25 protein-coding genes are annotated in these 22,748 nt (G+C 69.3%); 7 read left to right on the forward strand and 18 right to left on the reverse strand.

From position 1 onward, the window contains the following. The 4 genes from WDU99_RS10235 to WDU99_RS10250 all read right to left on the reverse strand — a co-directional run bounded on the left by WDU99_RS10235 (position 1) and on the right by WDU99_RS10250 (position 4,040). A complete protein-coding gene (locus WDU99_RS10235; RefSeq protein WP_337332352.1) occupies positions 1–888 on the reverse strand; it encodes a branched-chain amino acid ABC transporter permease in 888 nt (295 codons plus the stop codon). 75 nt (positions 889–963) lie between these two features. Then, positions 964–2,154, reverse strand: a complete 1,191-nt coding sequence (locus WDU99_RS10240; protein WP_337332353.1) for a branched-chain amino acid ABC transporter substrate-binding protein — start codon at positions 2,152–2,154, stop codon at positions 964–966. Positions 2,155–2,241: 87 nt separating this feature from the next. After that, positions 2,242–2,925 (reverse strand): GntR family transcriptional regulator, encoded by a 684-nt coding sequence (locus WDU99_RS10245; protein WP_337332354.1) that lies wholly within the window; start codon positions 2,923–2,925, stop codon positions 2,242–2,244. 71 nt (positions 2,926–2,996) lie between these two features. Then, on the reverse strand, positions 2,997–4,040 hold the full coding sequence (locus WDU99_RS10250) for a hypothetical protein (protein ID WP_337332355.1): 1,044 nt from the start codon (positions 4,038–4,040) through the stop codon (positions 2,997–2,999). 111 nt (positions 4,041–4,151) lie between these two features. On the opposite strand from WDU99_RS10250, the gene WDU99_RS10255 reads away from it, so the two are divergent. Further along, positions 4,152–4,928, forward strand: coding sequence for a hypothetical protein (locus WDU99_RS10255; protein ID WP_337332356.1), 777 nt, complete (start codon positions 4,152–4,154; stop codon positions 4,926–4,928). Here the strand turns inward: WDU99_RS10255 and WDU99_RS10260 are convergent. Both WDU99_RS10260 and WDU99_RS10265 read right to left on the reverse strand, forming a co-directional pair. After that, on the reverse strand, positions 4,919–5,386 hold the full coding sequence (locus tag WDU99_RS10260; protein WP_337332357.1) for an SRPBCC domain-containing protein: 468 nt from the start codon (positions 5,384–5,386) through the stop codon (positions 4,919–4,921). The two genes, WDU99_RS10255 and WDU99_RS10260, sit on opposite strands and share 10 nt — an antisense overlap. Positions 5,387–5,407: 21 nt before the next feature. Beyond that, a complete protein-coding gene (locus tag WDU99_RS10265; protein ID WP_337332358.1) occupies positions 5,408–6,055 on the reverse strand; it encodes a helix-turn-helix transcriptional regulator in 648 nt (215 codons plus the stop codon). A gap of 126 nt (positions 6,056–6,181) precedes the next feature. On the opposite strand from WDU99_RS10265, the gene WDU99_RS10270 reads away from it, so the two are divergent. Together WDU99_RS10270 and WDU99_RS10275 are read left to right on the forward strand one after the other, a co-directional pair. Beyond that, positions 6,182–6,658, forward strand: coding sequence for a MogA/MoaB family molybdenum cofactor biosynthesis protein (locus tag WDU99_RS10270; protein WP_337332359.1), 477 nt, complete (start codon positions 6,182–6,184; stop codon positions 6,656–6,658). After that, positions 6,655–7,080, forward strand: coding sequence for a molybdenum cofactor biosynthesis protein MoaE (locus WDU99_RS10275; RefSeq protein ID WP_337332360.1), 426 nt, complete (start codon positions 6,655–6,657; stop codon positions 7,078–7,080). The genes WDU99_RS10270 and WDU99_RS10275 overlap by 4 nt, the downstream gene beginning before the upstream one ends. Positions 7,081–7,085: 5 nt before the next feature. Here WDU99_RS10275 and WDU99_RS10280 read toward each other — a convergent pair whose 3' ends face one another. From WDU99_RS10280 to WDU99_RS10305, 6 genes are all read right to left on the reverse strand, one after another. Next, positions 7,086–7,343: a MoaD/ThiS family protein gene (locus WDU99_RS10280; protein WP_337332361.1), complete on the reverse strand. Its 258-nt coding sequence runs from the start codon at positions 7,341–7,343 to the stop codon at positions 7,086–7,088. 1 nt (position 7,344) lies between these two features. Continuing rightward, a complete protein-coding gene (locus WDU99_RS10285; RefSeq protein ID WP_337332362.1) occupies positions 7,345–7,623 on the reverse strand; it encodes a DUF6457 domain-containing protein in 279 nt (92 codons plus the stop codon). Then, positions 7,620–8,264, reverse strand: a complete 645-nt coding sequence (gene mobA / locus WDU99_RS10290; RefSeq protein WP_337332363.1) for a molybdenum cofactor guanylyltransferase — start codon at positions 8,262–8,264, stop codon at positions 7,620–7,622. Before mobA ends, WDU99_RS10285 begins: the two co-directional genes overlap by 4 nt. Continuing rightward, positions 8,261–8,737 (reverse strand): cyclic pyranopterin monophosphate synthase MoaC, encoded by a 477-nt coding sequence (gene moaC, locus WDU99_RS10295; RefSeq protein ID WP_337332364.1) that lies wholly within the window; start codon positions 8,735–8,737, stop codon positions 8,261–8,263. The genes mobA and moaC overlap by 4 nt, the downstream gene beginning before the upstream one ends. After that, positions 8,737–9,969 (reverse strand): molybdopterin molybdotransferase MoeA, encoded by a 1,233-nt coding sequence (locus WDU99_RS10300; protein ID WP_337332365.1) that lies wholly within the window; start codon positions 9,967–9,969, stop codon positions 8,737–8,739. Before WDU99_RS10300 ends, moaC begins: the two co-directional genes overlap by 1 nt. A 136-nt stretch (positions 9,970–10,105) precedes the next feature. Beyond that, positions 10,106–11,242, reverse strand: a complete 1,137-nt coding sequence (locus WDU99_RS10305) for a ThiF family adenylyltransferase (RefSeq protein WP_337332366.1) — start codon at positions 11,240–11,242, stop codon at positions 10,106–10,108. Between the two features lie 153 nt (positions 11,243–11,395). Between WDU99_RS10305 and WDU99_RS10310 the strand changes: the two genes are divergently transcribed. From WDU99_RS10310 to WDU99_RS10325, 4 genes are read left to right on the forward strand one after another with little or no spacing between them, the layout of a single operon-like run. After that, the gene (locus tag WDU99_RS10310; RefSeq protein ID WP_337332367.1) at positions 11,396–11,794 is read left to right on the forward strand and encodes a TOBE domain-containing protein; all 399 of its coding nucleotides are present in this window, start codon (positions 11,396–11,398) and stop codon (positions 11,792–11,794) included. A gap of 11 nt (positions 11,795–11,805) precedes the next feature. Then, a complete protein-coding gene (modA, locus tag WDU99_RS10315; protein ID WP_337332368.1) occupies positions 11,806–12,591 on the forward strand; it encodes a molybdate ABC transporter substrate-binding protein in 786 nt (261 codons plus the stop codon). 23 nt (positions 12,592–12,614) lie between these two features. Further along, positions 12,615–13,454, forward strand: a complete 840-nt coding sequence (locus tag WDU99_RS10320; RefSeq protein ID WP_337332369.1) for an ABC transporter permease — start codon at positions 12,615–12,617, stop codon at positions 13,452–13,454. Continuing rightward, on the forward strand, positions 13,451–14,158 hold the full coding sequence (locus WDU99_RS10325; protein ID WP_337332370.1) for an ATP-binding cassette domain-containing protein: 708 nt from the start codon (positions 13,451–13,453) through the stop codon (positions 14,156–14,158). Before WDU99_RS10320 ends, WDU99_RS10325 begins: the two co-directional genes overlap by 4 nt. A 94-nt stretch (positions 14,159–14,252) precedes the next feature. Here the strand turns inward: WDU99_RS10325 and WDU99_RS10330 are convergent, their stop codons facing one another. The 6 genes from WDU99_RS10330 to WDU99_RS10355 all read right to left on the reverse strand — a co-directional run bounded on the left by WDU99_RS10330 (position 14,253) and on the right by WDU99_RS10355 (position 22,567). Further along, on the reverse strand, positions 14,253–14,600 hold the full coding sequence (locus WDU99_RS10330) for a hypothetical protein (protein WP_337332371.1): 348 nt from the start codon (positions 14,598–14,600) through the stop codon (positions 14,253–14,255). Between the two features lie 45 nt (positions 14,601–14,645). Continuing rightward, the gene (locus tag WDU99_RS10335; protein WP_337332372.1) at positions 14,646–15,260 is read right to left on the reverse strand and encodes a hypothetical protein; all 615 of its coding nucleotides are present in this window, start codon (positions 15,258–15,260) and stop codon (positions 14,646–14,648) included. Positions 15,261–15,730: 470 nt separating this feature from the next. Next, positions 15,731–16,480 (reverse strand): respiratory nitrate reductase subunit gamma, encoded by a 750-nt coding sequence (gene narI / locus WDU99_RS10340; protein ID WP_337332443.1) that lies wholly within the window; start codon positions 16,478–16,480, stop codon positions 15,731–15,733. A gap of 11 nt (positions 16,481–16,491) precedes the next feature. Beyond that, a complete protein-coding gene (narJ, locus tag WDU99_RS10345; protein ID WP_337332373.1) occupies positions 16,492–17,181 on the reverse strand; it encodes a nitrate reductase molybdenum cofactor assembly chaperone in 690 nt (229 codons plus the stop codon). Then, on the reverse strand, positions 17,178–18,848 hold the full coding sequence (gene narH / locus WDU99_RS10350) for a nitrate reductase subunit beta (protein ID WP_337332374.1): 1,671 nt from the start codon (positions 18,846–18,848) through the stop codon (positions 17,178–17,180). Before narH ends, narJ begins: the two co-directional genes overlap by 4 nt. Next, on the reverse strand, positions 18,845–22,567 hold the full coding sequence (locus WDU99_RS10355) for a nitrate reductase subunit alpha (protein WP_337332375.1): 3,723 nt from the start codon (positions 22,565–22,567) through the stop codon (positions 18,845–18,847). Before WDU99_RS10355 ends, narH begins: the two co-directional genes overlap by 4 nt. Between the last annotated feature and the right edge of the window lie 181 nt (positions 22,568–22,748).

Genomic DNA, 22,748 nt, shown 5'->3' on the forward strand with positions numbered 1-22,748 from the left:
TCACATCCTCTCTACGACGCGGGCACCGAGGATGCCGGTCGGCTTGAACGTGAGGAACAGGATCAGGAACGCGAACGAGAACACGTCTCGCCATTCGCCACCGAACCAGGCGGAGCCGAAGGACTCCAGCAGCCCCAGCAGCAATCCGCCGAGCATCGCTCCGTAGAGGTTTCCGATGCCGCCGATCACCGCCGCGGTGAACGCCTTCAAGCCGATGATGAATCCCATCATGAAGTCGATCGATCCGTAGTACGCGCCGGCCATGACTCCTGCGGCGCCGGCGAGCGCCGAGCCGATGAAGAAGACGGTGGCGATCACGCGGTTGACGTTGATCCCCATCAGCTGTGCACCCTGCGGGTCGAGGGCGATCGCGCGCATCGCGCGCCCCTGGCGGGTGCGCTCGACGATGTGCGCGAGCACCAGCATGAGGCCGGCCGCGATCACGACGAGCACGATCTGCGCGCCGGTGATGCGCATGCCGGCGAAGTCGAAGCCGGTGGACTCGAGTCGCACCGGGAACGCCTCGGGGTTGGGTCCGAAGATCTGCCGCACCGCGTACTCGAGCGTGAATGAGACGCCGATGGCGGTGATCAGCACGGCGAGGCGCGGGCTCTTGCGCAGCGGCCGGTAGGCGATGCGCTCGATGCCGACGCCGATCAGGCCGGTGGTGACCATCGAGAGCAGCATGATGACCAGCAGCAGCGGGATGGAGGTCTCGTTCGAGATCCCGAAGGCCGACAGGGTCGCGAAGCCGGCGAAGGCGCCGAGCATGTAGATGTCGCCGTGCGCGAAGTTGAGCAGCTTGATGATCCCGTAGACCATGCTGTAGCCGAGCGCGACGAGTGCGTAGAACGAGCCGACGATCAGGCCGTTCCAGATGAGTTGCATCACTGCGGATGTCCTTCCGCGTCCAGGGGCGGCGCCGAACGAGGTGGGGCGGCTCGCGCCGCCCCACCTGTCGGATCAGCCCTGAAGGTCGTCCTCGAGCACGAAGTTGCCCGTCGCCGGGTCGATGCCCACGATCACGAAGCCACCGCCCGAGAGGGTGTGGTCCTCGGTGAAGGTCAGCGGACCGGCGAAGGTGTCGAAGTCCTTCAGCCCCTCGAGCGCGGCGACGACGGCGTCGAAGTCGGTGCCGCCGGCCTCGCTCATCGCCTCGGCGACGACGCGGACGGCGTCGTACGACTGGGTCGAGTACGGGCCGGGCTGGCCGCCGGCCAGCTCTTCATAGTCGGCGATCCAGTTCTCGGCGCCCTCGATCATGTCGGGCGTCTGGGTGAAGGTGCCCAGCACGTTCTCGGTGTAGCCGGAGCCGGCGATCTCGGCGAACTTCGCGTCGACCGAGCCGTCGCCGACGAGGAACGCGCCGGTGTAGCCGGCATCCGTCGCCTGACGGACGATCAGGCCGCCCTCCTGGTAGTAGCCGGTCCAGTAGACGAGGTCGGGCTGCGCCTTGGCGAGCTGCGTCGCGACGGCGGAGTAGTCGCTCTCGCCGGGGGTGACGGTCGCCTCGAACGCCATGGTGAGGCCGGCGGCCTCGCCCTGCTCGACGAACGACGCGGCGAGGTCGGCGGAGTACGAGGTGGCGTCGTCGATCACGGCGACGTTCGCGGCGCCGCTCTTCTGCGCGTAGGTGACGGCGGCCTCGGCCTGCTGCGTGCCGGTTCCGTTGATCAGGAACACACCGGGCAGCCCCTGCGAGACGAGCTCGTTCGAGTTCGCGGCGGGGATGACCATCGGGATGCCCGCCTCGTCGAAGATCGGCAGGGTCGGCAGGGTCGCACCCGAGCAGTAGCCGCCGACGGATGCCACGATGCCGGCGGTGACGAGCTTGTTCGCCGCGGCGACGGCGGTGGTCGCATCGCACGCACCGTCTTCCACGAGCAGTTCGAGCTCGCGGCCGTTGACGCCGCCATCGGCGTTGATCTCGTCGACGGCGAGCTGCGCGCCGTTCTTCATGTAGTCGCCGAAGGCGGATTCACTGCCTGAGAAGGGGGCGAGCATGCCGATCTTGATGGGGCCTTCGTCGCCGCCTCCACCGGCCTCGCCGTTGTCGGAGCCGAGGCCGCCCGAGCAGCCGGCCATGAGGATGATCGCGCCCGCTGCCGCTGCGACGGACAGTGCGCGGCGGTAGCGCTGTGTACGAGTGAGCATGTGATGGCCTCCTGAATGCCACATTGCATTTCGTCGGATAGTACGTGACACATTACTGACGGGAGGCGATGAACGGAACCCTCGAGATCAATCCGTGATGCTCGTCGTCTCGGCCCGCCCGCTCCACACTCCGCCGACGTGTCCGATATGCCGCCGCATGAGTGCCTCGGCGCCCTCTCCATCGCCGGCCTGCAGCAGGTCAACCAGCTCGGCATGCTCCAGGGCGGTCGACATGAGCTGGTCGGTCTCGACCAGGTGCGCCAGCCCGACCAGCCGGGTCTGCTGGCGCAGCTCGCTCACCACCTCGATGAGTCGCCGGTTGCCGGTGGCCTGCAGCACGCGCAGGTGGAAGGCCGTGTCGGCCGCCAGGAACTCCACGAAGCGTCCGGCGCGCCCGGCATCCACGATCTCGTCGGCGAGGTCACGCAGTGCGGCGAGGTCATCGTCACTCAGCGTGCCGGCGATGCGCCGCATCAGCGGGGCTTCGAGCAGGACCCGCACCTCGCACAGCTCATCGAGCTCGTCCCTCGAGACCTCGGTGACGACGAAGCCGCGGTTGCGGATGGGCTGCAGGAATCCGCGCCGCGCGAGCGTGAGCATCGCCTCGCGCACGGGTGTCGCACTGACTCCGAAATCGCCGGCCAGCGTCGGGACGGTGAGCACCGTCCCCGGGGGGAACTCACCCGCGACGATCAGTGCCGACAGCTGGCCCTCGATCCGCTCGCGCATGCTCTGCGACGGGGCGAAGCCCGCGGCGGGATCGCGCGTCATCGCGCATCCGGAAGTGTCATGTGGCACACACTATCCGCACGGCCGGATGCTGACCAGCATCCGACCCGGCATCACCAGTCGGAGGCGACCTCGGCGTGCGTCGCGAAGATGCCCTCGGTGGTGCCGTCCGGCGCTCGGCCGATTCCGCACTCGGTCGCGACGCCGAAGGACGGCGCGAAGCGGGATGCCATGGCGATGCGACGCTGTGCGCCCGCGGCGCCGTCCTCGCGGTGCACGAGCCCGAGGTAGAGCTCATCGACCGGAGCGAGATCCGTCAGCGGTGTGAAGTACGCCTCGTCGTCGCGCTCGATCGGCACCGGCAGGTGCAGCCAGCTGAGGTCGCGGTCGGTGGCGGCGATGACCGCGTTGGCGAACTGCACCAGCGTGGCGGTGTCCTTCGGCTCGATGAAGTGCGACTCGGCGACGTCGCCGTAGCAGAGGTGCACGCCGACCTCCACGCTGCCCGGCACCGAGTCGATCAGCCCGGCCAGGCGCAGCGCCAGTCCGTCGAACGGGTCGCCCGTCCACCATGCCGTCATCGTCTTGCCGTGGACCGCGGCCTGCTCGATGATGCCCATCTCACTGGCCACGTCCCACTGGATCGCGAGATCGGCGTGCGGGATCGCGTCGAGGATCTCATCGAGCTCGTGCAGCAGCGCCGCCGTGTACAGCGGCTCGATACGGGCGCGGTCGTCTCCGAAGAAGAACGACCCGACCACGGCGACGACCGTCGGCAGCGACACCTGGAAGCGCACACCAGGGGCGATCACGCCCTCGTCGCGCAGTCGCCGGAAGGTCGCATACGACTCGAGGGCCGCCGCAGCGTACCCCAGCGGAGGCAGGCGGAGGGCGTCGGCGTCCGCCCCGCTCGCGATGCGCAGCGGTCGCGCGTCGAGATCGCGCAGCCACACGGGCTCGTCGCCGATGCGCTCGATGCCCTCGGTCTGCCCGAGCACGTCGGCCTGGAACATGATCCAGTGGAACCGGCTGCCGACCTCGCCATCAGGGATGCGCTTGAGCCGGGTGCCGATCACCGCGGCCGCGGTGCGCATGGTCTTCTCGGCGTCGTCGTAGTTCACGCTGCCGACGAGCAGCGCGCCTTGGGGCTGGGTCATACCTCCACAGTACGACGGGCCGCCGACCGTTTGACACGGTCGGGGCGTGGCGCCGGCCGACGGGGCGCCGATTAGCATGGAGGCGGAACGGATGCCGGAACGGAGACCGCGATGGGATTCCTCACCTCGCCCGCCCTCGACGACACGGGACTGGTGGTGCTCGACCGCCTCGATCTGTCGATCGACCCCGCCGAGTGGCGGGGTCTCGAGTACGTCGGGTGGCGCTCATCGGGCATCACGCGCTTCGCTCCGCTGGCCAGCTACGCCGGCGAGATCGAGTGCAACGGGTTCTGGAACCACACCCCTCCGCGCACCGACAAGGACGGCGTGTGGGTCGCCGCCCAGGTCGCCAAGGCCCCCACACTGCAGCGCCTCGCCCTCGAACCGGGCGCGAACCTCGGTCGCTGCCGCGTGATCGAACTGCAGCCGAACACGTACGCCGACGCGGTGTACAACCTGCACCAGGACGACAACAACCGCCTGAACGCCGACGGCACGGGATGGGTCGTGCGCAGCTGGCTCAACCTCACCGATGACGCCGACTCGCTGCTGATCCTGCGCTCGGATCGCTTCGACCCCGCCACTGAGATCCGCCTGCCGCTGCGCGCCGGATCGCGCATCATCGTCGACACGCAGCGCTTCTGGCACGCCGTCTGGCACCGGGGTCCCGCACCGCGCTACGCGCTCATCACGTCATGGACATCCGGCCCGCAGCTGGACGCGTACATCGCCGAGGGGAACGGCGATCAGCATCCGACCTCCGTCGACCTGCCCGCCCATCTCGTGGCCGAGGCGCAGACCGAACTGCACCGGCGCATCGAAGAGCGTCGCCGCGCACTCGAGGCGCAGGGCATCGTGATGGAGCCGGTCGAGTCGCTCTACGAGTGAGGTTCGACCAGCATCGCGAGATTGTGCAGCGACGAGCGCAGCCCGTCGCGGTGGTCGGCGGCTGAGATGCCTGCCGGCACGTTCTCGGCCCGGAACGTCGCCCTGGTGCCGGACGCCGTCGGCTCGACCAGCCAGCTCATCGTCATCAGACCCGAGAACGACGGGTCGTCCGACGGGAACTCGATCTGCTGCACGACGCGCACACCGTCGACGATCTCGACGAACCGGCCTTCGACCAGATCGCTGCCGTCACCGGTCTTGCCCGGGTTCGCGTCGGCATCCGCGTAGGCGAGCACCATCCGGTAGGTGCCGCCGGCACGGGCGTCCAGCCACTCGACCCTCCCGGTCATGCCGTGCGGCGGCAGCCAGCGCTCGAGCAGGCGCGGATCGAGCAGCGCGGCGAACACATCGTGCGTCGCCGCGGAGATGTCGCGGCTCTCCTCGTCTGTGCGGGTCATGACGCAATGCTATGTCGCGGCTCAGGCGACCGCCGCCGTGGCGGCGAGACGCAGCTGAACCGTGCATTCCTCCGGCCGCATCGCTTCGCGCACGCACTCGGCGGCCAGCGGTCCGCCCGCCTGCGTGAGCACACCCTGCATCAGACCGAGGTGCACCTGGCACAGCATCGGCCGGTGCTCGGGCGCGCTGGCGGCGTGCGGGCAGGGTGTGAGCTCGACGGTCAGGCGGTCCTCGTCGATGATCGGCTCGAAGCCGCTCTCCTCGAGGTGCTCGATCAGGGCGTCCAGCTGGTAGGTGGCCTCCTGGCCGAGTTCGGAGCCCTCGTCAGCCAGCATCCGACGCAGCAGGTCACCGCGACGCGCGGCCTCGGCGACCTTTTCGCGGGCGACCGGACTCGACGCGTCGGGCGTTCCGGTCGCAGCACTGTAGAGCGTGCGGGGGCGCCCGCGGGTGGTGCGGTGCTCGGTGCTCTGGATCACGTAGCCGCCCTCGATGAGACGCTGCAGGTGCTCGCGCACCGTGTTGGCGTGCAGGCCGGTCGCCTCGCACAGCTCGCTGATCGTGCGCTCGGGTCGCTCGGTCTGGTCACCGGCGACGAACAGCAGGTGCAGGATCCGCACCCGTGAGTAGCTCGAAATCGGCCCGTACACGAGCCCTCCGTTCGCCATGTGACCATCATGCCAGATGGCCGATACGCCGCGCCGGGCGCGGGCCGTGAATAATCACGGCCCGTGTCCGCGAACCCGTGGATATTCCCGGAGTGGGCACGGGCTGCGCATGGCTAGGCTGGTCGCATGCTCTCTGCGGCCGTGCTCACCGTGTCCGACCGGTCGGCCTCGGGCATCCGAGAAGACACCGCCGGACCGATCGCGGTGGCCGCACTGCGCGAAGCCGGCTTCGCCTGCGACGACGCCGTCGTGACGCCAGACGGCGCGGATGCCGTGGAGCGCGCGCTGCGCGGGATGCTGGATTCGGGCATCCGGCTGATCGTGACCAGCGGCGGCACTGGCGTCGCGCCCCGCGACGAGACCCCCGAGGGCACGGCCCGCGTGATCGAGCGGATGCTGCCCGGTATCGCCGAGGAGCTGCGGCGCGCGGGGGCGACGGTGAAGCCGGCCGCCCTGCTGACGCGCGGCCTCGCCGGCGTCGCCGGTCGCTGCCTGATCGTCAACCTGCCCGGGTCGCCGAAGGCCGTCGTCGAAGGCATGCCCATCGTGCTGTCGGTCGCCGCGCACGTGCTCGACCAACTCGACGGAGAGGACCACCGATGACCGTCCAGCTCGCCCGCATCTCCGACACCGCGCTCTCGCTCGATGAGCACGTCGCGGCTGTCGACAGCACTACCGCCGGTGCCGTCACGACCTTCGTGGGGCGGGTGCGCGATCACGACCCGGACGCTGTGGATGCGGTCATCGCCCTGGAGTACACCGCGCACCCGGATGCCGAGACCACGCTCGGCAGGATCGCCGCTGCGGCATCCGAGGGGACGGATGCCGTGGTCGCCGTGAGTCACCGCATCGGGCGGCTCGAGGTCGGCGAGGCCGCGGTCGTGATCGCCGTGGCGTCATCGCACCGCGACGACGCGTTCACCGTGTGTCGTGAGGTGATCGAGGCGATCAAGCGCGAGCTGCCGGTGTGGAAGCGTCAGGTCGAGGCCGATGGCACGACCGCGTGGAAGGGCATCGGCGGGTAGCGGACTCAGCCGCCGGCGAAGGGCGGCAGCACGTCGATGGTCGATGCGCCGGCGAGCGCGAAGTCGTCGTCGACCCGAGCGCCGTCGACCAGCACCGCGCAGCGCGCGAGCAGTCCATGCAGTGCGGGATGCTCAGCCAGCAGGGTCTCCTTCAGCTCGCCCAGCGTGCGGGCATCCGTGGTCAGCGCATCGTGTCCGACGGCTTCCTGAGCAGCGGCGAAGAACCGCACCGTCGCCGTCCGGGTCGTGGTCTCGGTGGTCATCTCATGCCTCCCGTCCGGGCCAGGTGCCCGCCAGCTCGACGACGGCGTCGACCGTCTCGCGCACCTGCTCGGGGGTGCCGCCCGCGCGCCCGGCGACGAGACCGGCCACGAAGGCGCTGAACGGGGCTGCCGGTCGGGCCACGTCATTGGCCACGTCACGGGCGAGGTCGAGGATCAGCGAGATCGGCACATCGTCGGCGGCGAGTCCGAACCGCTCGCGCAGCGCGGCGGCCCACTCATCGAGTGCCTCCGGGGGCAGGGTGCGAGATGATCCGCTCACGATTCCTCCTCCAACTCCGCGCGGGTGCGCGCCAGGTCCGCCGGGGTGTCGATGTCGGCGGTGATCCCATCATCGTCCGACAGCCACGAGATCTCCAGGCCGCCCAGCAGCGAACGGCACGACGCGTCGGTCACTGCGTCGCCGAGCGCGTCGAGCGATGAGCGCAGCGCCGCCGTCCGGTACGCGCCGGCCAGCCACTGCGGATGCCCGTCGGCGCGGAAGACCACGGCGTCGGCGGCATCGGTCGCAGCGTCGCCGGAATCGCCCACGGCATCGCTCGATCCGTCGCCGGAATCGGATGCCCGGATCGCGGCGTCCAGCCGCTCGACCACCTGCGCCACGCGCGGCAGGTCGCCGGCGAGCAGCAGCACCCACTCCGGCTCCTCGCCTCGCGTCAGCGCCTGCAGGGCCGCGGCGATGCCGGCCACCGGGCCGGTGAAGGGCGGATGCTCACGCGCCCACTGCACGGGAGCCTGTGCGTCGAGCACGGGCCCGGCGGCGATGATCGGCGAGCATCGGGCATCCGACACCGCCGCGAGCGTGCGCGCGAACAGCGATCGTCCGCCGACCTCGATCAGCGGCTTGAACCCGCCGCCCATGCGGCGCGAGCGGCCGCCGACGAGCAGGATCGCACCGGTCACGACTCTTCCGGCCGCCGCCAGGAACCGCTGCGTCCGCCCTGCTTCTCGGTGATGCGCAGGTGCTCGATCGACGCCGAGCGGTCGACGCCCTTGATCATGTCGACCACCGACAGCGCGGCGACCGAGACGGCGGTGAGCGCCTCCATCTCGACGCCGGTGCGGTCGGCGGTGCGCACGGTCGCCTCGATCGCGACGCCCCCGTCTTCGATCTCGAGGTCGACGACCGCGCCGTGCACGCCGATCACATGCGCGAGCGGCAGCAGCTCGGGGGTGCGCTTGGCGGCCTGGATGCCCGCAATGCGCGCCACGGCCAGCACATCGCCCTTCGGCACCGAGCCGTCGCGCAGCAGTTCGACGGTCGATGCGGCGCAGCGCACGAAACCGCGCGCGGTCGCGGCCCGCACCGTGGGCGTCTTCTCGGTGACGTCGACCATGCGGGCGTGGCCCGCGGAATCCAGGTGGGTGAAGGTCATCACAGCTCCATGACTTCGATGAGGTCGCCGGCGGAGATCTGCTCCGTCTCGGCGGGGACGATCGCGTACGCGTCGGCGAGGCCGAGCCCGACGCTGAGGTGCGAGCCGGAGCCGCCGCGGGTCGCCGGCCGCACGACGGGGTGGGCAGGGTCGGTGCGGTCGATGACGGCGGGCAGGTACTGACGCCGACCGGGCGGGGTGCGCCAGTCGGCGCCGGCGGGCAGCAGCACACGGGGGCGGTGGATGCTGTCGCGCCCCTGCATCCGCAGCAGCGCGGGCCGCACGAACACCTCGAACGAGACGGCCGCGCTGACCGGGTTGCCCGGCAGGCCGAACAGCAGCATCCCCTCGCCCGTCACCCCGAAGCCCTGCGGCTTGCCGGGCTGCATCGCGACCTTGGTGAACTCCATCGCGTCGCCCAGGCTCTGCTTGACGACCTCGTAGGCGCCGGCACTGACCCCGCCCGAGAAGATGATCGCATCCGCGCCCAGCCGCTGCGCCTCGGCGACGGATTCGGCCGGACCGTCGCCCTCGTCGTCGACGACACGGCGCAGCACGATGTCGGCGCCGGCGTCGGCGGCGAGCGCGGCGAGCAGGATGCTGTTCGACTCGGGGATCTGCCCACGCTGCAGTGGCGTGCCGGGAGCGACGAGCTCGGAGCCGGTCGAGACGACGGCGACCTTCGGCGCCGGTGAGACCTCGACGGTCGCGATACCGGCCGATGCCAGTGCACCCAGCTGCCGAGCGCCGATCAGCACTCCCGCCGCGAGGACGATGTCGCCGACCGCGGTGTCTTCGGCGGCGAGGCGGATGTGTGCACCGACGGCGCGCGGCGCGTGCTGCACGACCGCATGCTGCAGGGAGTCGGCGAGCCCGCCGGCGGTGTCCTCGAAGGGGACGATCGCGTCAGCATCCGACGGCACCGGCGAGCCGGTCATGATGCGCGCGGCCTCACCCGCGCCGATGGTGGGGTCGAGCGCGCTGCCGGCCGGGATGTCGGCGACCACGCGCAGCGCGACGGGATCGTCGGGTGCGGCTGCAGCGACGTCGGCGAAGCGCACGGCGAATCCGTCCATAGCCGAGTTGTCGAAGACCGGCACCGCGCTGGCGGCGATCGCGTCGGATGCCAGAGTGCGCCCGCGGGCCTGTTCGAGCGTGGCGGTGACGGGCGGATGCTGTCGTACGGCGGCCAGCACTTGCTCGAGCTGCTGTTCGACGCTGCGGAAGCTCATGTGCTCGTTCCTCTCGGCGCGGAACAGCACCACGGCTCGCGCGATTCGGAGGAGAAAGCACGAACTGCAGGGTCCGTGCGCCCGAAGGCCCCTGCGTTTCGTGCGTTCTCCTGCATTTCGTGCGACGGTCGGCGGCTCATGAGGCGTGCTCCGTGCTCCAGGCCGCCATGCCGCCGGTCAGCACCACGGCGTCGGCACCCGCAGCGCACAGGGCCGCGGCAGCCCGACGGGCACGGACACCGACCTGGCAGATCACGACGATGCGGCCGGTTCCGACGAGCGCGGGGTCGGCCAGCACCTCTGCCAGTGGTTTGTGCTCGGCGCCGGGAATCATCCCGCCGGCGACCTCGACGGCCTCGCGCACATCCAGCAGCAGGGCGCCGGCATCCGTCTCGGCCCGCAGATCGGCGACCGTAATCTCTGCGGGTGCCTGGGACTCGGCGGGTGACTGGATCTGGGCAGAGGCCTGGGCACGGGCATCCGATGACAGCGACAGCGACTCGGTGTGTGCGGGGCGCAGGGGCACCTCGCTGGAGCGTGCGCGCAGCGCGTCGATGACCAGCACCCGGCCGAGCAGCGGCTCGCCGATGCCGGTGATGAGCTTGATCGCCTCCATCGACATGATCGAGCCGGCCTGCAGGCACAGCGCGCCGAACACCCCGACGGCCGCGCACGTGGGCAGCTCGCCGACGCTTCCGGGCGGGTACAGGTCGCCGAGCACGACGGCATCCGACCCCACCGGAGGCGCCGACCAGAACACGGTGACCTGCGCCGCGAACTCCTGGATCACACCCCACACCAGCGGCACGCCGAGCTGCTCGGTCGCGGCGGCGACCACGAGACGCGTGTCGAAGGTGTCGGTTCCGTCGATCACCAGGTCGGCGCCGGCGAGCAGCGCCGTGGCGTTGTCGTGGGTGATCCGCTCACGCCGCGTGCGCACGACCGTTTCGGGTGAGAGCTCGGATGCCACCCGCACCGCACTGTCGACCTTGGGCCGCCCGATGTCGGCGTGGCGGTGCATCACCTGACGCTGCAGGTTCGACAGTTCGACGTCGTCGTCGTCGATGATCGTCAACGTGCCGATGCCGGCCGCGGCGAGCGCGAGCACGACCGGGGCACCGAGTCCTCCCGCGCCGACGACGGCGACGTGCGCCGCGCGCAGCCGGCGCTGACCGAGTTCTCCGAGACCGGCGAGCACGTGATGGCGGGCGGTACGGGCGCGCTCGGCGTCACTCAGAGCGTCGACGGGATCGACAAGTGGGGGAAGCGCCATATCTCAGAGGCTACGGATACTGTGCGCCGGATGCCAGCCGCGACTACCGGCGATAACGCAGTCACCCGCCGGAGCCCAGGTTTCTCCGCATCTGCGGAAAAATGACGATCAAATAGTTGAGTATGCGGCATCGCTGTCTCTATGCTCAGGATCGTGACCTCCTATCGCATCGCCGAGGCGGCCCGCCTGCTGGGCGTCAGCGACGACACCGTCCGTCGCTGGATCGACCACGGCGCCCTGCCGGTCACCGGCGACTCCCCCGCCCGCGTTCCCGGCGATGCGCTGGCCGCGCACGCCGTCACGCTCGCCGAGGGCCCGGCCGGGGAATCCGACCTGCTCTCCAGCGCCCGCAACCGGTTCACCGGGCTCGTCACCCGCGTGCAGATCGACGGTGTCATGGCGCAGGTCGACATCCAGGCCGGCCCGCATCGGGTCGTCTCGCTGCTGTCGGCCGAGGCGGTACGTCAGCTGTCCTTGAGCCCGGGGTCACTCGCGACCGCCGTGATCAAAGCCACCAACGTGATCGTCGAGACGCCGAAGGAACACGCATGAGGAACGCACCGATGAGAATCCGGGCCGCCCTCACCCTCCCCCTGCTGGCGGTGCTGCTGCTGGCCGGCTGCAGTACGACAGCATCCGACAGCGTCAGCGGCGAGGATTCGGAGCCGGGCACCGCGCAGCCGGGGCTCAGCGGCGAGGTGACCGTGTTCGCCGCGGCCTCGCTGCGCACCGCGTTCGACGAGATCGCCGAGGCGTTCGAGCAGCAGCATCCGAACGTCGACGTGAATCCGATCGTCTACGACGGGTCGAGCACGCTGGTCACTCAGCTGCAGGAGGGCGCCTCCGCCGACGTGCTGGCCACCGCTGACGAGCGGAACATGCAGACGCTGGTCGATGCAGACCTGGCATCCGACCCCCAGCTGTTCGCGACGAACACGCTCGTGGTGGCCGTACCCGCCGGCAACCCCGCCGGCGTCGACGCGCTCGACGACCTCGCCGACGTCGTCACCGTGCTGTGTGCGCCCGAGGTGCCGTGCGGCACGGCCTCGATGACGCTGCTCGACACCGCCGGCGTGACGGTGCAGGCGGCGAGCCTCGAGCAGAACGTCACCGCCGTGCTGCAGAAGGTCGCCGCCGGCGAGGCGGATGCCGGCCTCGTCTACGCCACGGACGTCGCCGGCGATGACGCGGTGGAGAGCTTCGCCCCCGAGGGTGCCGACGAGGTCGTCAACCGGTATCCGATCGTCGCGCTGGACGGCGCGAGCGAGGCGGGTGTCGCGTTCGCGGAGTTCGTGCGCGGCGACGAGGCGCAGCAGATCCTCGGCGGACTGGGCTTCGGAACGCCGTGAGCATATCGGCGGATGCTGATCGGATGCCAGCGCGCTCGGGCATCCGATCGCGTCCGCGCCTGCGCGATACGGGCACGGGCACGCCGTTTCTGCTCTACGCGCCCGCCGTGTTGGGCATCGCGCTGCTGATCCTGCCGCTGATCGCCCTGATCGGACGGGCGTCGTGGGCGACGCTGTGGCACGACATCACGTCGCCTGCAGCGCTCAACGCGCTGCGCCTGTCGCTGCTGAGCGGACTGGCCGCCACCGCGCTGTGCCTGGTGCTGGGGCTGCCCCTCGCGCTGCTGATGGCACGCTCAGGGCCGCGCGTCTCGGCGCTGCTGCGCGCCCTGGTGGCGGTGCCGCTCGTGCTGCCGCCGATGGTGGGTGGTGTGGCGCTGCTGTTCCTGTTCGGGCGCACGAGTCCTCTCGGGCAGTTGCTGTCGGGTTGGTTCGACCTGACTCTCCCGTTCACGTTCCCGGCGGTCGTGCTCGCGCAGGCGTTCGTCGCGCTGCCGTTCCTGGTGCTGGCGGTGGAGGGGACGATCCGTGGCGTCGGCGGGCGCTACGAGCGCACTGCCGCGACGCTCGGTGCCCGTCCGTGGCGGGTGCTGTGGCGGGTGACGCTGCCGCTGGCTGCGCCGGGGATCGTCGTCGGGGTGATCCTGTGCTTCGCCCGGGCGATCGGCGAGTTCGGCGCGACCGCACTGTTCGCCGGCAACGCCCCGGGCGTCACCCAGACGATGCCGCTCGCGATCTACACGGCGTTCAACGGCGCGGGCACCGGCCGCGAGACGGCGGTGGCCCTGTCGATCCTGCTGCTGGCGACGGCGGTCGTGGTGCTGCTGGTCGTGCGGGCCTGGCGGCCGGGGGCACTGAAGTGAGCGGGGCTCTGGATGCACGCGTCGTCGTCGCGCACGCCGGCGTCGACGCACGGATTGAGCTGGCGCCCGGCGAGGTGCTGGCCGTCATGGGCCCGAGCGGCGCCGGCAAGACGACGCTGCTGGATGCCATCGCCGGCCTCACCCGCCTGGACGGCGGGCATGTATCGATCGACGGTGTGCGGTTGGCGGACGCCCGGCAGCACATGCCCCCGTCGCGACGCGCGATCGGGCTGCTCGGCCAGGATGCCCTGCTGTTCCCGCACATGTCAGCGGCGGGCAACATCGCCTTCGCCGCGCAGTCGGCGGGATCGTCGCGCGACGAGGCGCGCGCGATCGCCGAGGAGTGGATGCCCCGCATCGGCCTGCCCGGCCTCGGCGACCGCCGACCGGACCGCCTCTCCGGCGGTCAGCGTCAGCGGGTCGCGCTGGCGCGCGCTCTCGCGGCCCGTCCCCGGCTGCTGCTGCTCGACGAGCCGTTCTCGTCGCTCGACGTGTTGGCGGCCGCCCAGCTGCGCGAGGTGGTGCGCGACCACCTGCAGGGCACGACCACGATCGTCGTCTCGCACACCCTCGCCGACGCCGAGGCCCTCGCCGACCGGCTGCTGATCCTCGAGCACGGCCGCATCACGCAGCACGGCACCCTGCCCGAGGTGCTCGAGTCCCCAGCATCCGACTTCACCGCCGCCGTGGCCGCCTCCCGCTGACCGGAACGCGACCACCAGATCGAGACGAATCCAAGCAACGAAATCGCCCTCGTCTCTTCGAAAGAAGCGAGGGCGATTCTGCTGTCCGGTTCTGCTAGTCAGGTCTACGTGTCGCGAACGTGCCGACGAGCAGCGCCGCGAGGGTGACCGCTGGTACGACAAGGAAGATGCTGAACACTGCCCCGGCCGGTGCGGAGATGATTGCCACGATGAGCGATCCGACGAGGCCGACCACGAATGACACGATCGCAAGCTGCCTTGATGCGGCGCCTGTGGCCAGCCACGCCACAGGCAAGACCAGGAAGACGGCCGCTATCAGCACCAACACGCCCTCAGTAAGAGCGATGAGGAGACCTCCTCCGGTACGCCCGTCTACGTTCCGGTGCAGGAGCAACAGCACGATGGGTACCGCCAGACTGGCGGTAAGAATGCTTGTGGCCACGATGACATTCGATTTGTGGGGCATATCAACGGTGTCCTTTCGGGTTCATGCGCCACTCAGGTCAACCCAGTGCGTCATCCGGACCAACTGGCCGTTTGTACCTGCTATCCTGTAATCCACCTCAGCAACCGTGCGCGGCACGTAGTTCGCGGACGAGTTGAAAATCCCGTAATCCCAACCCGTGGTGTAACTGTACGAGTTAGAGGTCGGGTACTTGGTTATCGTGTGTGGCAATGCACCGCCGCCGATAATCTTCACGTATCGGTTCCTCAGCTCGATCGAGTGTGCGGGGGTCCAAGAGCCGCTGGCCTTCTCAAGGCGGATGAGATCTGCTTTCCTGGTGTAAGTCAGGGTAAGTGAGGACTTCACGCTGCCCGGGTTCTTGGTGCCACCGATCGAAGACAACGGCCGCACCGTGGCGTGATCAGGCACCGTGGGGCTGGTGACCGTCGTGGGCCCGGTTTCTGAGATCTCCACCCTCTCGGTACTCGAATACAGCACCTGGCCGGTTGAGAGATCCGTCAGCGTCACGTGAGAACTGACATACGGTCGTTCCTGTCCGCTGTCGGTCTCGCCCTCTGTGGCTTGCGCCGCAGATGCGGTCGCTGCGAGCAACATGCTCGCACTTAGTGCAACGAGCGCGATGAGCTTCTTCCTCATGGGTCCCGCCCCTACTGATTGATGACAATGCCTCCGACCATATCTGTCCTCCGGGAACTCGCCGCCGAAATGAGACGAACTATTTCACGAGGCTTCACGAAGATGAGCTTCTGCACTGCCAATTGTGAGTCGCATACGCACCCGCGTGCTGATCCTGGGCGCGGTTCTACGTACGCTGAGTCGCCGCGTTACATCACTTCGTCTCGCTGCGCTCGCTCAACGATCGGGGGGTCGAGTCACGCCACACACCGGAGAGGGCGCAGGGACGTTCCCGGAGCGAGCATCGGAAGGGGCCCGCGAAGCGGGAAGGATCCGCTCTGCGAGCGAAGGGAGCGTTCCGGAGCCCGCCAACACCAGACCGAGCGGCGGGAACGTCCCGGAGCCCGACACCCCAGTCGCTCGGACGTTTCGTCACTTCGACTCTCTCCGCTCGCTCAGCACACCGCTCGCTTCGCTCGCTCAACGACCGGTTAAGGCCGCCGCAGCCGCTGCGGGTCCGGGGCCTCGACCGGATCCCACCCGCGCTTGGGCACCTGGGCGCCGCGGTGCTCGTCGCGCGAGCGGTACACGATGTACGGGCGGAACAGGTAGCCGACCGGCGCCGAGAACACGTGCACCAGACGCGTGAACGGCCACAGCGCGAACAGCAGGCAGGCGGTGATCACGTGCAGCTGGAACAGCAGCGGCACCTCGAGCATCAGTTCGGGCCTGGGGCGGAAGATGATCATCTCGCGCATCCACGGCGAGATCGTCTCGCGATAGCGGAAGCCGGGGCCGAACACCTGGTGCACCACTGTCGCCAGGGTGCCGAACAGCAACGTCGCTCCGAGGAAGACGTACATGATCTTGTCCATCACCGTGGTCGCGAGGAACACCGCCGGCACCGTGCGGCGGCGGAAGACGAGGATCGCCAGGCCGGCCAGTGTCAGCACGGCGGCGAAGGTGCCCAGCACGGTCGCGCCGATGTGGTAGATCTCCTCGCTGATGCCGATCGCGTACAGCCACTCGCGCGGGATCAGCAGGCCGACGACGTGTCCGGCGATGACCATCAGGATGCCGAGGTGGAACATCGGCGAGCCCCACCGCAGCAGCCGGTTCTCGTACGACTGCGACGACCGGGTCGTCCAGCCGAACTTGTCGTACCGGTAGCGCCAGATGTGCCCGAGGATGAACACCGCCGCGCAGACGTACGGCAGCACCACCCACAGCAGAATCTGCATCGTGTTCACGATCACTCCCCTGTCTTTCGAAAGGCCGGCATGGGCAGGCTCAGTCCGACCGTCTCGGTCGGCGGGCCCTCGCTCACGAGCGCCAGCACGCGCTCGCGGGTGCGCTGGTCGACCTTCGGCAGCGACAGCGTGACCGCGCGCACGACGTCGACCCACGGGCTGTCCATGCCTTCCAGCGCGGCGCGCAGCACTTCGATGCCCTCGCGGTGCGCCGAGAGCAGGGCATCCGCCACCTCCGACTGCGAGCGCGCCGAGAACTCGAGCACGGCGGGCAGGTAGTCGGGCAGCTCGTCGGCGTCGAACTCCCAGCCCGCCGCCCGGTAGGCATCGAGGAAGGTGACCAGTGCGGTGCCGCGGCGACGGGTGTCGCCGGTGGCGAAGTAGCTGAGATACAGCGAGCATTTGCGCTTGAGGTCGAAGGTGGTCACGTACAGCTTCTGCAGATCGGATGCCCCGATCTCGCGTGCCCGGTCGAGGAAACGCTGCAGCGGCTCGGCGACGGCGGGCGGCAGCGAGACCGCGCTCGCCTCGAACACCTCGAGGCGCTCCTGCCACTGCGCATCTGGGTAGTCCAACAGCAGTGAGGCGAGCATGTGCACGGTGCGCCGCTGCGCGGCGTTCAGCGACGCCGGAGTGAGGGCGTCGGGCAGCTTGCGTCGCGGGGTGACCCGCGGAGGCAGGACGGTGCTCATCCCTCCTCCTCATAGCTGCGCGGCTGGGCGCGCTCACCCTCGGGCGGGAACAGCCCCTGCGGAGAGCCGTTGCCGTCCCAGTTGAGCAGGTTCACCCGGCCGGGTGTCGACGGACGGTCGGCGGTCTGCCGGTCGGCGAGCGCGTGGAAGTTCTCCACCGCCACGGGCACCGAGGTTCCGCTGGCCGCGCCGAACGGACCGCCGGCGCCGCCCATACCCGGGCCTCCGTCGAAGTCCAGCGAGCAGCCCATCTCCTCGAGGTCGTGCGCCTGCTCCTGGTGGGCGGCGGGGATCACGTACCGCTCCTCGTACTTCGCGATGGCCAGCAGCCGGTACATCTCCTCGATCTCGCGACCGCTCATGCCGACCGCGTGCGCGATCTCCTCTTCGCGGATGCCGTCGATGCTGATGCCGCGCATGTACGAGCGCATCGCGGCGAGCTTGCGCAGCGATTCGTCGACCGGCGCGATGTCGCCGGCGGTGAACAGCTCGGCCAGGTATCCGATCGGGATGCGCAGCTTGTCGATCGCGGCGAACAGCGTGCGCGCGTCCTCACCGTCGTTGCCCGACCCGGTCACCACGTCGACGACCGGCGACAGCGGCGGAATGTACCAGACCATCGGCATCGTGCGGTACTCGGGGTGCAGGGGCAGCGCCACCTTGTAGTCATGGATCAGACGCCACACCGGGCTGCGCTGGGCCGCCTCGATCCAGTCCTCGGGGATGCCGTCTCGCCGCGCGGCCTCGATCACCTCGGGGTCGTGGGGGTCGAGCAGTACCGAGCGCTGCGCGTCGAGCAGCTCGTGCTCATCCTCGACGGCTGCCGCCTCGGCCACGCGGTCGGCGTCGTAGAGCACCAGGCCCAGGTAGCGCAGGCGGCCGACGCAGGTCTCCGAGCAGACGGTGGGCAGGCCCACCTCGATGCGCGGGTAGCACATCGTGCACTTCTCGGCCTTGCCGGTCTTGTGATTGAAGTAGACCTTCTTGTACGGGCAGCCCGAGATGCACATCCGCCAGCCGCGGCAGGCATCCTGGTCGACGAGCACGATGCCGTCCTCTGCCCGCTTGTACATCGCCCCCGACGGGCACGAGGCCACGCAGGACGGGTTCAGGCAGTGCTCGCAGATGCGCGGCAGGTAGAACATGAAGGCCTTCTCGAACTCGGCCTGCACCTCTTCGCTCATCTTCTGCAGGATCGGGTCCTCGTGCATGGTCTCGATCGAGCCGCCGAGGTCGTCGTCCCAGTTCGCCGACCACTCGACCTTCATGTCCTTGCCGGTGATCAGGCTCTTCGGACGTGCGACGGGAGTGTGATCGCCGCTGGGCGCGTTCACGAGCATGTCGTAGTCGTAGGTCCACGGCTCGTAGTAGTCGTCGATGCCTGGCAGCTTGGGGTTCGAGAAGATGCGCGCGAGCTTGGCGAGACGTCCGCCGCTGCGCAGCCGCAGTCGGCCGCGCTTGTCGCGCACCCAGCCGCCGCCCCACTTCTGCTGATCCTCGTAGCCCCGGGGGTAGCCGACGCCGGGCCGGGTCTCGACGTTGTTGAACCAGACGTACTCGACACCGGTGCGGTTGGTCCAAGCCTGCTTGCAGGTGACCGAGCAGGTGTGGCATCCGATGCACTTGTCGAGGTTCATCACCATCGACATCTGGGCCATGACCTTCATCGGTACTGCACCTCCTGATTGCGGCGACGGATGGTCGTGACCTCGTCGCGCTGGTTGCCGGTAGGTCCGAGATAGTTGAACGCCCACGCCAGCTGCGCGTAGCCGCCGATGAGATGGCTCGGCTTGAGCAGGATGCGGGTGAGGGAGTTATGGATGCCGCCGCGCTGGCCGCTCATCTCACTGAGCGGCACATCGACCGTGCGGTCCTTGGCGTGGTACATGTACACCGTGCCCTCGGGCATCCGATGCGACACGTTCGCCCTCGCCACGACGACTCCGTTGCGGTTGTACGACTCGATCCAGTCGTTGTCGCGCACGCCGATCTTCTCGGCGTCCTTCGGACTCATCCAGATCGTGGGGCCGCCGCGCGAGAGCGACAGCATGAAGAGGTTGTCCTGGTACTCCGAGTGGATCGACCACTTGGAGTGCGGGGTGAGGTAGCGCACGTGCACCTCGGTGTGGGTGCTCTTGCCCGGCACGACGTCACCGAACAGCCGGTGCATGTCCAGCGGCGGGCGGTACACGGGAAGCGCCTCGCCGAGCTCGTCCATCCAGTCGTGGTCGAGGTAGAAGTGCTGACGACCGGTGAGGGTATGCCACGGTTTGAGGTGCTCGACGTTGATCGCGAACGCGGTGTAACGGCGTCCGCCGTGCTCTGATCCCGACCATTCCGGCGAGGTGATCACGCTGCGCGGCTGCACCGAGACGTCCTGGAACGACAGGTGCGTGCCCTCGTGCTCCTCGGCGAGGAACACCATCTTCTGCCCGGTGTGCTTCTCGAGCTGCTGGAAGCCCTGCACGGCCAGGCGGCCGTTGCTGGTGCCCGAGAACGCGAGGATCATCTCGCAGGCGCGGCGATCGCTGTCGAGTCGCACCGAGCCCGCGTAGGGACCGGCGCCGACCGTGCCGTTCACGCTCGCCAGCCGCTCGATCTCGGGTTCGGGGCGGTAGACGATGCCTTTGGTGGTCATGCCGAGCTTCTCGGTGAGGGGCCCGAGCGTCTTCCACTTCTCGGCGAGGTTCGGGTAGTCGCGCTCGACCACGGCGAGCTTCGGCATGGTCACGCCCGGCACCCGCGGCAGGTCCTGCACGCGTCCGTGCGGGGTGGCCATCACATCGGGGGTGTCGTGCTGCAGCGGCGTGGCGACGACGTCGCGCCGCACGCCGAGGTGCGTGCGCGCCATCTCGCTGAACCGCTCGGCGAGGATGCGGAAGGTGTCGAAGTCGGTCTTCGTCTGCCACGGCGGGGCGATCGCCGGGTTGAAGGCGTGGATGAAGGGATGCATGTCGGTCGATGACAGGTCGTACTTCTCGTACCAGGTCGCCGCCGGCAGCACGATGTCGCTGAACAGCGTGGTGCTGGTCATGCGGAAGTCGGCCGTCATCAGCAGGTCGAGCTTGCCCTCGGGAGCCTTGTCGTGCCAGGTCATCGAAGTCGGCCGCGAATCCGGCCTCGCCTCGTGCGCGCGCACCGCGGCATCCGTTCCCAGCAGGTGCTTCAGGAAGTACTCGTTGCCCTTGCCGGACGACCCGAGCACGTTCGCACGCCAGATGGTCATGATGCGCGGGAAGTTCTCGGGGGCATCCGGGTCTTCGACCGAGAACCGCAGCGATCCCTCGTCGAGGCTGTCGACGATGTGCTGCGCGGGCTCCTTGCCCAGGGCCTCGGCCTCATCGGCGAGCTCGAGCGGGTTGCGGTCGAACGTCGGATAGCTGGGCATCCAGCCGCGCTGCACCGACTCCACCAGACAGTCGGCGGTGGTGCGACCCTCGAACCTGCCGACGCCGAGCGGTGAGGCCAGCTGATCGGCGGGCAGCCCGTCGTAGCGCCACTGGTCGGTGGCGAGGTAGAAGAACGCCGTGCCGATCGTATACCGCGGCGGCCGGTTCCAGTCGGAGGCGCCGGCGTACTGCTGGTAGCCGGTGATCGGTCGCACCTTCTCCTGACCGACGTAGTGCGCCCAGCCGCCGCCGTTCACGCCCTGGCAACCGGTCATCGTCGTCAGCGCGAGGAACGCACGGTAGATCGTGTCGGAGTGGAACCAGTGGTTGGTGCCCGCCCCCATCAGGATCATCGAGCGACCGCCGGAGCGCTCGGCGTTGTCGGCGAACTCCCGCGCGATGCGCGTGGCCTGCTCGGCCGGCACCGAGGTGTGCTCCTGCTGCCAGGCGGGCGTGCCGGGGGTCGACGCGTCGTCGTAGCCGGCCGGCCACTCGCCGGGCAGACCGTCGCGACCGACGCCGTAGCGGGCGAGCATCAGGTCGAACACCGTGGTGACCCGCTTGCCGGCGACCGTGCGCACCGGCACGCCGCGGGCCACGACGCCCGATCCGCCGGCGTGCTCCTGCCCCGGCTCCGGGTCGAGGTCGAACCGCGGCAGGCGGATCTCGGTGGCCGCACCGTCCCAGTCGGCGAGGTCGGCGACCGACAGCGGCGGCACGACGTCGCCCAGGTCGAGGTTCCACTTGCCCTCGTCCTCGGGGCTGAAGCGGTGTCCGAGCGAGCCGTTGGGCACGACGGCGTTGCCGCCCTGATCCATCAGCACCGGCTTGAAGTCGGCGCGCGCCTGCTGTGCGTCCGCACCGTCGAGATCGGATGCCGTCACGAACTTGCCCGGCACGAATCCACCGTCGCGCTCCTCGACCTCGACGAGGAAGGGCGCGTCGGTGTAGCGCCGCATGTAATCCTCGAAGCGCGGGGTGCGCTTGTCTACGAAGTGCTCGCGCAGGATCACATGCCCCATCGAGATCGCCAGGGCGGCGTCGGTGCCGGGGTGCGGCGCGACCCACTCGTCGGCGAACTTGGTGTTGTCGGTGTAGTCGGGTGAGACGGTGATGACCTTCTGTCCGCGGTAGCGGGCCTCGGTCATGAAGTGCGCGTCGGGGGTGCGGGTGACCGGCACGTTCGAGCCCCACATGATCAGGTAGCCGGCGTTCCACCAGTCGGCCGACTCCGGCACGTCGGTCTGGTCGCCGAACACCTGTGGGCTCGCGACCGGCAGGTCGGCGTACCAGTCGTAGAACGACAGCATGGTGCCGCCGATCAGGTTCATGAAGCGGGCGCCCGCACCGTGCGAGACCATCGACATGGCCGGGATGGGCGAGAAGCCCGCGATCCGGTCGGGACCGTAGTTCTTCACCGTGTGCACGTGGGCGGCCGCGGCGATCTCCATGACCTCGTCCCAGCTCGTGCGCACCAGTCCGCCCTTGCCGCGCACCTTCTTGTACGCCCGGGCCTTCTCGGGGTTCTCGACGATCGATTCCCAGGCGTCGACCGGGTCGGGATGCTGCGCCTTGGCCTCGCGGTAGAGCCGCGCGAGCGTCTCGCGGATGTACGGGAAGCGCACGCGGGTGGGCGAGTACGTGTACCAGCTGAACGCCGCGCCGCGCGGGCATCCGCGGGGCTCGTACTCCGGGGAGTCGGGGCCGACCGACGGATAGTCGGTCTGCTGCGCCTCCCACGTGATGATGCCGTCTTTGACGTACACCTTCCAGGAGCACGATCCTGTGCAGTTGACGCCGTGCGTGGAGCGGACGACCTTGTCGTGCGACCAGCGGTCGCGGTAGAACGAATCGCCCGAGCGCCCGCCCTGCAGGAAGACGGATCGGAGATCCTCAGAGGTCTGCCCCGGCCGCACGAAGCGGCCCATGTTCAGCAGGGCATCGGCGAGGGCGCCATCCGTCGCAGGTGCGCTTTCGGTGCGGGGGCCAGGGGTCATCTCTGCTCCTTCCCGGAGTACACGGGGTGTACCCCAGCATCCTGCCCCCACCCCGGCGTGTAAACAAGGGACGGCCGGTTTTAATCATCGTGTTCGGGTGATCGCTTCACCTGCGTTTTTCCCGGCGGAAGACCTGGCGGGCCCGCACGTCGCACGCTACTGTCGCCGTTATCGAAGGGAT

The sequence above is a fragment of the Microbacterium bandirmense genome, assembly GCF_037204185.1.
Classification (GTDB): Bacteria; Actinomycetota; Actinomycetes; order Actinomycetales; family Microbacteriaceae; genus Microbacterium; species Microbacterium bandirmense.